The organism is Rhizobium sp. AN73, from assembly GCF_030757975.1.
GTDB classification, from domain to species: domain Bacteria; phylum Pseudomonadota; class Alphaproteobacteria; order Rhizobiales; family Rhizobiaceae; genus Agrobacterium; species Agrobacterium arsenijevicii.
The window spans coordinates 238,110-251,172 of record NZ_JARWME010000002.1 but is presented as its reverse complement, the minus strand read 5'-3'; the positions used below and the strand labels follow the sequence as shown (position 1 = coordinate 251,172).

Below are 13,063 nucleotides of genomic sequence, written 5' to 3'. Positions count from 1 at the left end.
CATTCTACACATGGTTGATTTTCCAGCATAAAATTGACCTTCCGCCAAAAAAATCAACTCAAGGGTACAGGCATTTTCTCGCGTGGAAAAGGCGGAAAAATCCGCCTCTCCTCACGCCTGCAGTACAATTACCTTCGAACCGACCGGCACGCGGCCGTAAAGATCGATGATATCGTGGTTGAGCATACGGATGCAGCCGCTCGACATGGCATGGCCGATGGATTGCGGCTGGTTGGTGCCGTGCAGGCGGAACATGGTGTCGTTGCCGCCGCGATAAAGATAAAGGGCGCGCGCACCGAGCGGATTGTTCGGACCACCAGGCATGCCGCCGGCGAACTTCAGATGGCGCGGGTCGCGGCGCATCATGTTCGCGGTCGGCGTCCACGAAGGCCATTCGGACTTGCGGCCGATATAGGCATCGCCCTTGAGAGCAAGCCCCTGCCGTCCGACGCCGACGCCGTAGCGCATCGCCCGTCCGTCGCCCATAACGTAATAGAGACGCCGCGCCGGCGTATCCACAACCACCGTTCCGGCCGGATGAGCGGTCGCATATGCCACTTCCTGACGGCGCAGCTCCGGCTTCACCTTATCGAGATGCATGGCGGGAAGCGGGAATTTCTCCTCCGGCTTCGCTGCATAATTGAGTGTTTGCTGTCCGATACCGGAACTCGCGCAGCCGGCCAGCAACAACGGCAATCCGAACAGAACACCACGACGTGAAATAGACATGTAACCCCCGCCAAATCTCTAGATTAACGAGAGGTATAATTTTATGGTTAACAAATCTCTAATATGAGGTTGTAGGAATTAACGTGCCGCAACCGAAGCTGCCGGCCGGCGGTTGGCAAGATAAACCCCCGTTACCGCCAGAACCGTGCCGGCAATCATGGCGGGCGTCAGCGTTTCCCCGAAAAGCAGGGCCGCTTCCACGGCGGCAAGTGGCGGCACGAGATAGATCAGCGAAGCGGCGCGCGAGACCTGCCCACGCCGGATGAGATAAAGCAGCAGCGCCACGGCGCCGATGGAGATCGCACCCTCCGACCAGACGAGCGTTGCGGCAAGTCCGAGGCTCCAGTCCACATGGCCGTCCTCCAGCAAAAGCGCGAAGGGAACGGTAACGATGAGGGCGCCGACATATTGCAGCGTGGCCACCGCCATGATGTTTCCGCCATGGACATATTTCTTCTGGTAAAGGGTGCCATAGGTCACGGACGTCATGCCCAGCACATTCACCGCCACGGCATAAAGCGGCACGGAGAGGCCAAGCGCACCAGTGGCCATGACCTTCGGCAACACGGCGATGGCAATGCCCACAAAGCCGAGCAGCAGGCCGGCACGCTGAATTGGCGAGACTTTTTCGCCGATCATGTAGCGGGCGGCCACCGCCGTCATCAACGGTTGCAAACCGGCGATGATGCCGCCGATCGCCGCCGGCACGCCCTGCCCGATCGCCCACCAGATCATGCCAAGGTAAAGACCGTGCAGGAACACGCCGGACAGGATAGCCCGGAAGACATCTGCGCGCCGCTCAGGCCACTGAATGGAAGAAAACCGGCAGATCGCCCACAACAACGCACCCGCCAATACGTAACGCAGACAGAGAAAGGTCAGCGGCCCGGTATAATAAACGGCATATTTGGCGGTGACCCAGCCGGTCGACCAGAGAAAGACGAAGATGGCCGGAGCCAGACGGTCGAGCGACATGGGAACATCCCCTCTGCCGCATGATACCCTGCAACCGGACGTCGTCCGGGACATGAGGCAGGCGGCGAATTGACATTTCTACGGCTTGACGCAAACCGGTCAATGACCGGGCCGGGTTTCAGTGAATACCCCGTGGCGAAACGCAGCCGTTCGAGCAAGGCGGTATCCCCATCCCCGCAAAAGGTCAAAGGTGTTTTCGTGATCGCATCTTTCAGATTTTCTGATGTGGCAACCGCAATCCATCAACCGAAAGCGAACGAACAAAATTTATGCATTCGCCCACACCGCACACAGCGCCACCACCCCGTTCCGCCCCGCCTTGCCCTGCAACCAATTTACCAATGCCGCATTTATAGGCTGAAACCGAAAAAACGCTTCTTTTTTAAAACTCTAGGACGGTAAAAAATCTTCACGGAGGCGTCCGCATAGTTCTTGCATTGCATTTGTCGTTGTATTCATATGGCAAAAAAGGGGACATCGAAGTTGGCATTTGACGAAATGATAAATGCGGACAACGCGCCGCGAAGCCCATATGAAAACTATAACGAGTGGTACAGCCGGCAGGACAGGGCACACCTGATCCAGAAGTCAAAAGACGCGGAAAACATCTTTCGAAAAACCGGTATTACTTTCGCAGTCTACGGCCATGCCGATAGTTCAGAAAAACTGATCCCCTTCGATATCATTCCGCGCATCATCTCCGGGCGCGAGTGGCGCAAACTGGCCCAAGGTATCGAACAGCGCGTTCTCGCTCTCAATGCTTTCCTTGATGACATCTACCACAAGCAGGAAATCATCCGCGCCGGACGTATCCCCCCGCGAGATCATTGAGAAAAACGTCGCATTCCTGCCGGAAATGATCGGTTTCACCCCGCCCGGCGGCGTTTACACCCATATTGTCGGCACGGATATCGTCCGCACCGGCGAAGACCAGTTCTACGTTCTGGAAGACAATGCCCGCACGCCCTCCGGTGTCAGCTACATGCTGGAAAACCGTGAGACGATGATGCAGATGTTCCCGGAACTTTTCCATGAGAACAAGGTGCGGCGGGTGGAGGACTATCCTTACCTTCTGCGCCAGTCGCTGGCCTCGCTCGCCCCGCCCGGCTGTTCCGGCAAGCCGCGCGTCGCGGTGCTGACCCCCGGCATCTATAATTCCGCCTATTACGAACATTCCTTCCTCGCCGACATGATGGGCGTGGAGCTGGTGGAAGGATCCGACCTGCGCGTCATGGACGGCAAGGTCAAGATGCGCACCACCCGAGGTTATGAGGCGATCGACGTTCTTTACCGCCGCGTCGATGACGAATTCCTCGATCCGCTGACCTTCCGGCCGGATTCGGCGCTTGGCATACCTGGTATCATGGACGTCTACCGCGCCGGCAACATCACCATCGCCAATGCCCCCGGCACCGGCATTTCCGACGACAAGGCGATCTATTCCTACATGCCTGAGATCGTCGAATTCTACACAGGCCGCAAGCCGCTGCTGGAAAACGTGCCGACATGGCGCTGTTCCGAGCCGGACAGCCTGAAATACGTGCTCGACAACCTTGCCGAACTTGTCGTCAAGGAAGTCCACGGTTCGGGTGGTTACGGCATGCTGGTCGGCCCCACCGCGTCGAAAAAGGAACGGGCGCTTTTTGCAGAAAAGCTCAAAGCCCGCCCCTCCAACTACATTGCGCAGCCGACGCTGTCGCTTTCCACCGTGCCGATCATGGTGAAGAACGGCATCGCGCCGCGCCATGTCGATCTGCGTCCTTACGTGCTGGTTTCAGACAAGGTGAAGATCATTCCCGGCGGACTGACCCGTGTTGCCCTCAAGCAGGGCTCGCTGGTGGTCAACTCCAGCCAGGGCGGCGGCACCAAGGATACATGGGTACTGGAGGACTAAGCCATGCTGGGCAGAACGGCAAACGGGCTCTACTGGATGTTCCGGTATATCGAGCGCGCTGAAAACATCGCCCGGCTGATCGATGCGGGCCTGCGCGTTTCACTGACGCGCAGCGGCAGCGGCGATGAGGACTGGGACGGCGTGTTGCAGAGCGCCGGCGTGCACGAGGCGTTCCTCGAAACGCACGACAAGGTGACGACCGCGGATGCGATCGATTATCTGCTGCGGGACAAAGCCAACCCTTCCAGCGTTCTCTCCTGCATCGAGGCGGGCCGCAACAATGCCCGCATGGTGCGCACGGCGCTGACGCGCGAGACATGGGAAGCCACCAATGAATTCTGGATCGAGCTCAAGACCAGCCTCGAGCGCAGGGTAAAGCCGGCGGACATGCCGCAGACCATCGATGTCATCAAACATCGCGCCGGTCTGGTGCGCGGCGCCTTCCACGGTTCAATGCTGCGCAACGATCTCTATAATTTCTCCCGTATCGGCACCTTCATCGAGCGCGCCGACAACACCGCCCGCATTCTGGACGTGAAATATTACGTGCTGCTGCCGGCGGTGGCGCATGTCGGTTCCTCGCTCGACAATGCGCAGTGGGAATCCATCCTGCGCTCGGTCTCGGCGCACCGCTCCTATGGCTGGGTCTACGATGCGGAATACAAACCGGCCAATATTGCCGACTTCCTCATTCTCAATGGCCGCATGCCACGTTCGCTCGCCTATTGTTACGAAAAGATCACCAGCAACCTCAACTATATAGCCGAGGACTACGGCGAAAAGCACAAGGCACACGAGACGGCGGAAAGCATTCGCGACAGCCTGCGCAAGACAACGATCGACCGCGTCATGGATGAAGGTCTGCACGAGTTTCTGGAGAGATTCGTCAACCGGAACGGGCAGCTGGGGCAGGAAATCATGGAAGGCTACCGCTTCTATCAATAAGCGCGTGGACGGGGACAGCTTATGCGTCTGAAAATCACCCATACGACGGAATATGTCTATGACGAGCCGATGCCCTATGCATTGCAGCGGCTGCGCCTGACGCCACAGACCGGCCCGTGCCAGACGGTGGAGGACTGGGATGTATCGGTCGACGGCGCCACCGTCGAAGTGACCTATGACGACCATTTCGGCAACCGGGTCGCACTGGTGGAAACGGAAGGCCCGCAACGCAAGGTCAAGGTCGTGGCAAGCGGCACCGTCATCACCGAGGACAAGGCAGGCATGGTCGGCCCCCACACCGGCAGTGCGCCACTTTGGCTCTTCCTGCGCGAAACGCCGCTTACCAAGCCGGGAAAGCTCGTGCGCGAACTGGCGAAGGCCAGCACCGGCGACAGCGAACTTGAGCGCCTGCACGACCTTATGGAGAAGATCAACAGCAAGGTGGAATATGTGCCGGGTTCAACCGACACCGAAACCACGGCCGAACTGGCGCTGGAAGCCGGCAAGGGCGTCTGTCAGGACCATGCCCATATCCTCATTTCCGCCGCCCGGCTGATGGGTCTGCCCGCCCGTTATGTTTCCGGTTATCTGATGATGGAAGAAGTGGCGGAACAGACCGCCACCCATGCCTGGGCCGAGGTGCATCTGCAGGGGCTTGGCTGGGTTGGCTTCGACGCCGCCAACAACATCTGCCCTGACGACCGTTATGTCCGCATCGCCCTCGGCCTCTGCTATCGCGATTGCGCGCCGATATCAGGCATGCGGATCGGCCCGGCGGGCGAGACGCTGAGCGTTTCGGTGACCGTGCAGCAATCGCAAAGCCAGAGCCAATCACAGAGTTGAGACAATGACTGCCAAGGACGCCGAAACCATCGGCTTTTATACGGATAATGCCGGAGCCTATACGTCGCGGGGACAGGCACCGGACCGCCTCCATCTGGAAAAATTCCTGGCTCGCCTGCCGGATGGCGCAACCATCCTCGAACTGGGGTGCGGCGGCGGGCAGGACAGCGAATTCATGCTGGCCGCCGGTTTCGACGTGCGCCCTACGGACGGAACACCCGAAATCGCCAAGGAGGCGGAACTTCGGCTTGGCATTCCCGTGGCCACCTTGCTGTTCGAAGATATCCGTGACGTGGCGGCTTATGACGGCGTCTGGGCCAACGCCTGCCTGCTGCATGTGCCGCGCCCCTCCCTGCCCGGCATTATCGGCCGCATCCACACGGCGCTGAAACAGGGCGGCGTTTTTTACGCCAGCTTCAAGGCCGGGGAAGCGGAAGGCCGCGACGCGTTCGGCCGTTATTACAACTATCCTTCCAAAGCCTGGCTGGAGGATCTGTATCGGCATTTCGGCTGGGCGAGCCTGGAGATCGAAGCCCGGCAGGGCAGCGGATATGACAAGCTGCCGACCGACTGGCTGCATGTGACCGCGACAAAATCCTGATCCGTTTTCATGGCCCAAGCGGTTGCGAAAACATGCCGCGCCCGTATAAATCGCGGCATTGATCGATCAGGGAGACGGCTTTTGTACAGAATTTCCGACTATCGCGACTGCCAGTCCCATGGCCCCACCATTGCGGAACGGGTCTGGACGGCGTGGTGGCAGGATAGCGGCCTCCAGATCGGCGACGTGGCGGAACATCTGAAGGATATGGTGAGCCCCCACACGCTGCCAACCGGCTTCGTCGCCCATGATGACAATGGTTATGTCGGCTCCGCCTTCCTCATCCATTGCGATCTGGAGGAACGGCCGCAATATCTGCCATGGGTCGCAGCCCTCTGGGTGGAGGAAAACAGCAGGCGCTCAGGTGTGGCCCGGGCGCTGATGCAGGCGGCAACACAAAGGGCCGCCGAACTCGGTCACGATACCAGCTACCTCTGCTGCCAGCGCGATCTCGAAACCTATTATACCAACTGCGGCTGGACCGTTCTGGAACGCGGCGTCGGCAAACACGATCTGACGGTGCTGACCTACAGCACGAAAACCCAAGCTGCCGGGTAGCGTCGCCCGCCTACGCCAGACTTGACCATCTGCAAACGGGACCACGCGATATTCACGGCTACTGTTTCATTTTATCGTTTGCCTTCGGCATCCACGCGACAGGCCATCATGATATCGTCGATTTCCCTGCCCTCGTGAAGAAATCCGCCCGGAACACGTCCAATCTGTGAGAAGCCCGCGCGCTGGTAAAAGCCGACAGCAACAGGATTTTCAGCACTCACCGCAAGCTCGATCTGGCGGATGCCACTGTCTCGTGCGAAGGACTTCACAGCCTCCAGAAGCTCGGAGGCGATACCCGATCCGCGCGCTTCTGCCCGCACGTAAACCATGATCAGCGTCGCCCTGTGCGCCATCTTGCTGGCTGCCTGGCGCATCAACCCCATAATTCCAACCGGCGCATTATTCCAAAACGCCGCAAACACATCATTCTGGGTCAGGCGTGCCCGCCACTCGTCCACGGTCAGTTTTTCCCAGTCCGCCGCACTGCTCGCATAGGCCGCGGGTTCGGTATGAAGCGCTTCAAGCCGCATCTGGCGAAAGATATCCACGTCCTCCTGCGTCAGGCGTCTTATGCTTTTCTCGACCATCCAAAACTCCCTCTTTCATTGCTAATTTGCTCTGAAAGACCCCCTTTGCTCAATAGCCGATCGCCACTCCGTAAAAACAAACAGCCAGCAATGTTTCAATGACCAACCTAATGGCATAATGGCCGTTCTCACCGGCCCGAGAAAAGTTTCCATCCTGAGAAGAGGACCACGATGAAACCACCAGCCGCCCTTATGGAAACCGCGATTTACAGCGATGATCTCGATGCCGCCGAGGCCTTTTATCGGGATGTCTTCGGGCTGGAAGTGGTGCGCAAGCTACCCGGCCAATTCGTGTTCTTCAAATGCGGCCGGCAGATGCTGCTGGTCTTCGATCCGCAGCAATCACGTAAGGCCACGCCTGACAACCCGATCCCGCGCCACGGCGCGGTCGGGCAAGGCCATTTTTGCTTTTACGCGAAAGACAAGTCGGAAGTGGACGACTGGAAGGCACGCTTCGAAGAACTTGGCCTTGCCATCGAACATTATCACCGTTGGCCGAACGACAGCTATTCCGTCTACATACGCGACCCGGCGGGCAATTCCGTTGAGGTGGGTGAAGGCAAGCTGTGGGGGTTCGAATAGCGTAGCAGAGCCGCCTCTGCCGCAGCTGTAGAGGAAGGGAACTTCAAGCCCTCCTCGACGTCATCCTCGGGCTTGTCCCGAGGATCTATCCACGTCGCGTAATATCAATCTGTTGCAGATCCTCGGGACAAGCCCGAGGATGACGTCGAGAGGGGGCAACGCAGGGTGCCACCCCCTCAACCGTTTGACGTGCAGTCCGCAGATCAGATCTGGCGGACGGTGATTTCTTCTTCGGCGTCAACCGCAAGCGGGTTCTTCAGCGGCAGGCCGAAACCGGCGGCCTCGATCTCGAACACGTCGCCGGCTTCCGGCTTGACACCCTCGGCAAAGGAGAGCGTCGCCGTGCCGAACATGTGGACGTGCACATCGCCCGGTGCACGGAACAGGCCATATTTGAAGTGATGATATTCAAGGTTCGCGAAGGTGTGGGACATGTTGTCCTCACCCGAAACGAACGGCTTTTCGAAAATCACCTTGTCGCCGCGGCGGATGCGCGATGTGCCGCGAATATCCGAGGGTGCAACGCCGACGCGGATTTCCGGGCCGAAGCTCGCCGGGCGCAGCTTGGAATGCGCGAGGTAGAGATAGTTGATCCGCTCGGTGACGTGATCGGAAAACTCGTTCGAGACGGCAAAGCCGATGCGCACGGGTTCGCCCTTGTCCGAGATCACGTAGATGCCGGCCATTTCCGGCTCTTCGCCGCCATCGAGCGCAAAGGACGGAGAGGTGAGAGCCGCACCCGGTGCCGCCGCCACATGGCCGTTGCCCTTGTAGAACCACTCCGGCTGAACGCCCTTTTCGCCAGCCTTGGGCTTGCCGTTTTCCAGACCCATCCGGAACATCTTCATGGAATCCGTGAGGCTTTCCTCGGCGGCTTCCGTGGTCTTCTTGTGCATGCTATCGCGGGTAGCAGCAGAGCCGAGATGCGTGAGGCCCGTGCCGGTCAGATGCAGATGCGCCGGATCGGGATGGGTGATCGGCGGCAGGAAGCGACCCTCGGCATAGGCCTTTTCGAGATCGACGGCATCGCCGAGACCATGCGCGGAAACGACATCGGCAAGGCTCTTGCCGCCATTGGCAGCTTCCATGGCCAGCGCGTAAACCGATTGGGCGCCCTTGACGGCGTGCGCCTGTCCGCCTTCTTCGCGAACGGCGACGGTGATTTTGCCACTGGCATCCTTGATCTGTGAAATTAGCACGGGATTTCCTTCCTCCGGCGCTGCGCGCCTTATCTTCTTCGGCGCGTTGCGCCTGCACCTTATAAAAGTGGCCGGAAACCGGCCACTTTTTTGACTTGCAATATGGGTGGGGCGATCAGCCCTTGTTCTTGTTGTAGACGTCGAAGAACACGGCGGCGAGCAGCACGAGGCCCTTGACCATCTGCTGGAAGTCGATGCCGAGGCCGACGATCGACATGCCGTTGTTCATGACGCCCATGATGAAGGCGCCGATGACCGCACCGGTGATCTTGCCAACGCCGCCGGAAGCCGAAGCACCGCCGATGAAGCAGGCCGCGATCACATCCAGCTCAAAGCCCACACCAGCCTTCGGCGTTGCCGAGTTGAGGCGGGTCGCGATGATCATGCCGGCAAGACCGGCCAGCACGCCCATGTTGACGAAGGTGAGAAAGCTCAGGCGTTCGGTATTGATACCGGAAAGCTTGGTCGCCTTCTCATTACCGCCCATGGCGTAGACACGGCGACCGATCGTCGTGCGGCGCGTCACGAAGCTGTAAAGCGCAATCAGAACCAGCATCACGATCAGCACGTTCGGCAGGCCGCGATAGGTCGACAGCTGGTAACCCAGGAACAGGATGGCGCCAGAGATCAGCAGATTCTGCACAATGAAGAAACCGAACGGCTCCACGTCGATGCCATGCTTCACGTTCACCACGCGACGGCGCCACGCCAGATAGAACAGCGCCACCGTGATCAGCATGGTCAGGATCATCGAAGTGGTGTTGAGACCTTCGATACCGCCGATATCAGGCAGGAAGCCGGTGCTGATGACCTGGAAATCGGTCGGGAAAGGACCGATGTTCTTGCCGCCGAGCACGAACAGCGTGAGACCGCGGAACACCAGCATGCCCGCCAGCGTCACGATGAACGACGGAATGCGGTGATAGGCGATCCAGTAACCCTGGGCAGCACCGATGATGCCGCCGATAACAAGACAAATCAGCGCCGCAAGAAACGGGTTCATGCCCCATTGCACGGTCAATATGGCCGCAATCGCGCCGACGAAGGCGACGATGGAACCGACCGAAAGGTCGATATGCCCGGCCACGATGACAAGCAGCATGCCAAGCGCCATGATGACGATGAACGAGTTCTGCAGGATGAGGTTGGTCAGGTTCACAGGGCGGAACAGGATGCCGCCGGTGTAGAACTGGAAGAAAACCATGATGGCGACGAGCGCGATCAGCATGCCGTATTCGCGGATGTTGGAGCGAATATACGACCCGACCGAGATGACGTTGCTTTCTTCGTTTGTGGTGTTTGCCGAACTCATGAGTTCTTCTCCCCTGAGCGCATGATAGCGCGCATGATGCTTTCCTGGCTCGCCTCTCCCTTCGGCAATTCAGCGACGATGCGGCCTTCGTTCATGACGTAGATGCGGTCGCAATTGCCGAGCAGTTCGGGCATTTCCGATGAGATCATCAGAACGCCTTTGCCGTCGGCAGCGAGCTGGTTGATGATGGTGTAGATTTCGTATTTCGCGCCAACGTCGATGCCGCGTGTTGGCTCGTCGAGGATCAGGACATCAGGGTTGGAGAACAGCCACTTGGAAAGTACAACCTTCTGCTGATTGCCGCCCGAAAGATTGACCGTTTCCTGAAAGATGCCCGAGGAGCGGATACGAAGGCGGGCGCGGAAATCGCTCGCCACCTTCATTTCCTTGATGTCGTCGATGACGCTGGCCTTCGACACACCGGCCAAATTGGCAAGCGTGGTGTTGTGCAGAATATTGTCGTTGAGCACGAGACCGAGATGTTTGCGGTCTTCCGTCACATAGGCAAGACCGGCATCGATCGCCTTGCGCACGGTGCTGACATCCACGGCCTTGCCGTTGAGCAGCACTTCGCCGGTGATCTTGTGGCCATAGGACTTGCCGAAAACGCTCATCGCGAATTCCGTGCGCCCTGCGCCCATCAACCCGGCAATGCCGACGACTTCGCCCTTGCGCACGGTGACGTTGATGTCGTGCAGAACCTGGCGGTCACGATGCTGCTGGTGATAGGCGTTCCAGTTCTTCACTTCGAGAATGGTCTCGCCGATCGGCACGTCGCGCGGCGGATAACGATCTTCAAGATCGCGTCCCACCATGTTGCGGATGATGACATCCTCGCTGATTTCTTCTTCATGACAGTCGAGCGTCTTCACCGTCATGCCGTCGCGCAGCACGGTGATCTGGTCGGCCACCTTGCGCACTTCATTCAGCTTGTGGGTGATGATGATCGACGTCATGCCCTGCTTGCGGAACTCGATCAGCAGATTGAGCAGCGCCTCGGAATCGCTTTCGTTGAGCGAAGCGGTCGGCTCGTCGAGGATCAGCAGCTTCACGCTCTTCGACAGTGCCTTGGCGATTTCGACCAGCTGCTGCTTGCCAACGCCGATATCGGTGATCAGCGTCTCCGGCGATTCCTTCAGACCCACCTTCTTCAGAAGTTCGCGGGTACGGTTAAAGGTCTGCTGCCAGCTGATGACGCCGTTCGAAGCGACCTCGTTACCAAGGAAAATATTTTCCGCAATCGACAGGAGCGGCACAAGTGCAAGCTCCTGGTGAATGATGATGATACCAATATCTTCGCTGTCGTTGATAGCGCGAAAATTTCGCACAGCGCCTTCATAATGGATTTCGCCCTCATAGGTGCCAGCGGGGTAAACACCGGAAAGGACCTTCATCAAGGTCGACTTTCCAGCGCCGTTCTCGCCAACGAGTGCGTGGATCTCACCTTCCTTTACTTTAAGGTTGACGTTTTCCAGCGCTTTCACGCCCGGAAACGTCTTGGTGATGTTCCGCATTTCGAGAATGGTATTGGCCATATCGCAATCCAGCGCCCGATTAATTCAGGCGTTTTTATTTTTATGGAAAAACGGGGACGGCGTGAAGCCATCCCCGCATGTGTTTCAAGCTTATTTCAGCTGGTCAGCGGTGTAATAACCACCGTCAACGAGAACCTGCTTGTAGTTGTCCTTGGTCACGGCAACCGGCTTGAGCAGGTAGGACGGAACAACCTTGACGCCATTTTCATAGGTCTTGGTGTCGTTTACTTCAGGCTCTTTGCCCTGCAGAACGGCGTTGACCATGCCAACAGTAACCTTCGCGAGTTCGCGAGTGTCCTTGAAGATGGTCGAATACTGTTCGCCAGCGATGATCGACTTGACGGACGGAACTTCAGCGTCCTGACCGGAAACGACCGGCAGCGGCTGGTCCTTCGTGCCATAACCAACGCCCTTCAGCGAGGAGATGATGCCGATGGACAGACCGTCATAAGGCGACAGAACGGCGTCAACCTTGGCGTCGGTGTAATAAGCCGACAGCAGGTTGTCCATACGAGCCTGGGCCGTTGCCGGATCCCAACGCAGCGTACCGACCTTGTCCATGCCCATCTGGCCGGACTTTACGACCAGCTTGCCGCTGTCGATGTAAGGCTTCAGAACGGACATCGCGCCATCATAGAAGAAGAAGGCGTTGTTATCGTCCGGAGAACCGCCGAACAGCTCGATGTTGAACGGACCCTTGCCGTCCTTCAGGCCAAGCTTGTCGGTGATCGAAGTCGCCTGCAATACGCCAACCTGGAAGTTGTCGAAGGTTGCATAGTAGCTGACGTCGCCGCTGTTGCGGATAAGGCGGTCATAAGCGATGACCTTGATGCCCTGCTGGCCAGCCTGCTTCAGAACGTCCGACAGCGTGGTGCCGTCGATCGAAGCAATCACGAGGACCTTAACGCCCTTGGTGACCATGTTTTCGATCTGGGAAAGCTGGTTCGGAATATCGTCGTCGGCGTACTGCAGGTCGGTCGTGTAACCGGCTTCCTGCAGCTGCTTGACGATGTTGTTGCCGTCATCGATCCAGCGCGCGGAAGACTTGGTCGGCATGGCGATGCCAACAGAACCCTTGTCCTGTGCGAAAGCCGGCGCTGCGAAGGAAGCAGCACCGATGGCACAAGCCGCCATCAGCGAAATAATGGACTTCATTAACTCTCTCCCTTGAACCCTTCTTTGGTACCCGCATGTTGCGACGCACCATAAAATTCATGCCATCAGAGGAAGAAGCCGCATTGCGCCCGTTCCGATCTCGCAACTGCGAAATGGAACAGATGCCGCTCCTCCCCGGCATTCCGCA

At 58.4% G+C, this 13,063-nt stretch carries 12 protein-coding genes and 1 pseudogene; 6 read left to right on the top strand and 7 right to left on the bottom strand.

What is annotated here, in order from left to right; genetic code table 11:
* Positions 1-111: 111 nt before the first annotated feature.
* Together RBH10_RS11095 and RBH10_RS11090 are read right to left on the bottom strand one after the other, a co-directional pair.
* Entirely contained in the window at positions 112-729 is a 618-nt protein-coding gene (locus RBH10_RS11095) for a L,D-transpeptidase (RefSeq protein WP_045017529.1), read from the bottom strand.
* 78 nt (positions 730-807) lie between these two features.
* Positions 808-1,704: a DMT family transporter gene (locus tag RBH10_RS11090; protein ID WP_281037177.1), complete on the bottom strand. Its 897-nt coding sequence runs from the start codon at positions 1,702-1,704 to the stop codon at positions 808-810.
* A gap of 483 nt (positions 1,705-2,187) precedes the next feature.
* Here RBH10_RS11090 and RBH10_RS11085 point away from each other — a divergent pair.
* From RBH10_RS11085 to RBH10_RS11065, 5 genes and pseudogenes are all read left to right on the top strand, one after another.
* Positions 2,188-3,598: pseudogene (locus tag RBH10_RS11085) on the top strand (circularly permuted type 2 ATP-grasp protein).
* 3 nt (positions 3,599-3,601) lie between these two features.
* Positions 3,602-4,543: an alpha-E domain-containing protein gene (locus tag RBH10_RS11080; protein WP_281037178.1), complete on the top strand. Its 942-nt coding sequence runs from the start codon at positions 3,602-3,604 to the stop codon at positions 4,541-4,543.
* Between the two features lie 21 nt (positions 4,544-4,564).
* On the top strand, positions 4,565-5,386 hold the full coding sequence (locus RBH10_RS11075; protein WP_281037179.1) for a transglutaminase family protein: 822 nt from the start codon (positions 4,565-4,567) through the stop codon (positions 5,384-5,386).
* A gap of 4 nt (positions 5,387-5,390) precedes the next feature.
* Complete coding sequence (locus tag RBH10_RS11070) at positions 5,391-5,987, top strand: bifunctional 2-polyprenyl-6-hydroxyphenol methylase/3-demethylubiquinol 3-O-methyltransferase UbiG (protein WP_045017539.1); 597 nt, start codon at positions 5,391-5,393, stop codon at positions 5,985-5,987.
* Between the two features lie 81 nt (positions 5,988-6,068).
* Complete coding sequence (locus RBH10_RS11065; RefSeq protein WP_281037180.1) at positions 6,069-6,545, top strand: GNAT family N-acetyltransferase; 477 nt, start codon at positions 6,069-6,071, stop codon at positions 6,543-6,545.
* 71 nt (positions 6,546-6,616) lie between these two features.
* On the opposite strand, the gene RBH10_RS11060 is transcribed toward RBH10_RS11065, so the two are convergent.
* Positions 6,617-7,132, bottom strand: coding sequence for a GNAT family N-acetyltransferase (locus tag RBH10_RS11060; protein WP_281037181.1), 516 nt, complete (start codon positions 7,130-7,132; stop codon positions 6,617-6,619).
* A gap of 171 nt (positions 7,133-7,303) precedes the next feature.
* Here RBH10_RS11060 and RBH10_RS11055 point away from each other — a divergent pair, with 171 nt between their 5' ends.
* Positions 7,304-7,714, top strand: coding sequence for a VOC family protein (locus RBH10_RS11055; protein WP_281037182.1), 411 nt, complete (start codon positions 7,304-7,306; stop codon positions 7,712-7,714).
* Positions 7,715-7,917: 203 nt separating this feature from the next.
* Here the strand turns inward: RBH10_RS11055 and araD1 are convergent, their stop codons facing one another.
* From araD1 to chvE, 4 genes are all read right to left on the bottom strand, one after another.
* Positions 7,918-8,913 carry a 2-keto-3-deoxy-L-arabinonate dehydratase AraD1 gene (araD1, locus tag RBH10_RS11050; RefSeq protein ID WP_281037183.1) on the bottom strand — a complete coding sequence of 332 codons (996 nt, stop codon included), beginning with the start codon at positions 8,911-8,913 and terminating at the stop codon, positions 7,918-7,920.
* A gap of 115 nt (positions 8,914-9,028) precedes the next feature.
* Complete coding sequence (gguB, locus tag RBH10_RS11045; RefSeq protein WP_045017549.1) at positions 9,029-10,225, bottom strand: sugar ABC transporter permease GguB; 1,197 nt, start codon at positions 10,223-10,225, stop codon at positions 9,029-9,031.
* Positions 10,222-11,760 (bottom strand): sugar ABC transporter ATP-binding protein GguA, encoded by a 1,539-nt coding sequence (gene gguA / locus RBH10_RS11040; RefSeq protein WP_281037184.1) that lies wholly within the window; start codon positions 11,758-11,760, stop codon positions 10,222-10,224. The genes gguB and gguA overlap by 4 nt, the downstream gene beginning before the upstream one ends.
* 90 nt (positions 11,761-11,850) lie before the next feature.
* On the bottom strand, positions 11,851-12,915 hold the full coding sequence (gene chvE / locus RBH10_RS11035) for a sugar ABC transporter substrate-binding protein ChvE (protein WP_097100734.1): 1,065 nt from the start codon (positions 12,913-12,915) through the stop codon (positions 11,851-11,853).
* Positions 12,916-13,063 lie beyond the last annotated feature (148 nt).

Coding starts and splice junctions, on each gene's coding strand:
- RBH10_RS11095 (WP_045017529.1), bottom strand. CDS start 729: ATGTCTATTTCACGTCGTGGTGTTCTGTTCGGATTGCCGTTGTTGCTG.
- RBH10_RS11090 (WP_281037177.1), bottom strand. CDS start 1,704: ATGTCGCTCGACCGTCTGGCTCCGGCCATCTTCGTCTTTCTCTGGTCG.
- RBH10_RS11080 (WP_281037178.1), top strand. CDS start 3,602: ATGCTGGGCAGAACGGCAAACGGGCTCTACTGGATGTTCCGGTATATC.
- RBH10_RS11075 (WP_281037179.1), top strand. CDS start 4,565: ATGCGTCTGAAAATCACCCATACGACGGAATATGTCTATGACGAGCCG.
- RBH10_RS11070 (WP_045017539.1), top strand. CDS start 5,391: ATGACTGCCAAGGACGCCGAAACCATCGGCTTTTATACGGATAATGCC.
- RBH10_RS11060 (WP_281037181.1), bottom strand. CDS start 7,132: ATGGTCGAGAAAAGCATAAGACGCCTGACGCAGGAGGACGTGGATATC.
- RBH10_RS11055 (WP_281037182.1), top strand. CDS start 7,304: ATGAAACCACCAGCCGCCCTTATGGAAACCGCGATTTACAGCGATGAT.
- gguB (WP_045017549.1), bottom strand. CDS start 10,225: ATGAGTTCGGCAAACACCACAAACGAAGAAAGCAACGTCATCTCGGTC.
- gguA (WP_281037184.1), bottom strand. CDS start 11,760: ATGGCCAATACCATTCTCGAAATGCGGAACATCACCAAGACGTTTCCG.
- chvE (WP_097100734.1), bottom strand. CDS start 12,915: ATGAAGTCCATTATTTCGCTGATGGCGGCTTGTGCCATCGGTGCTGCT.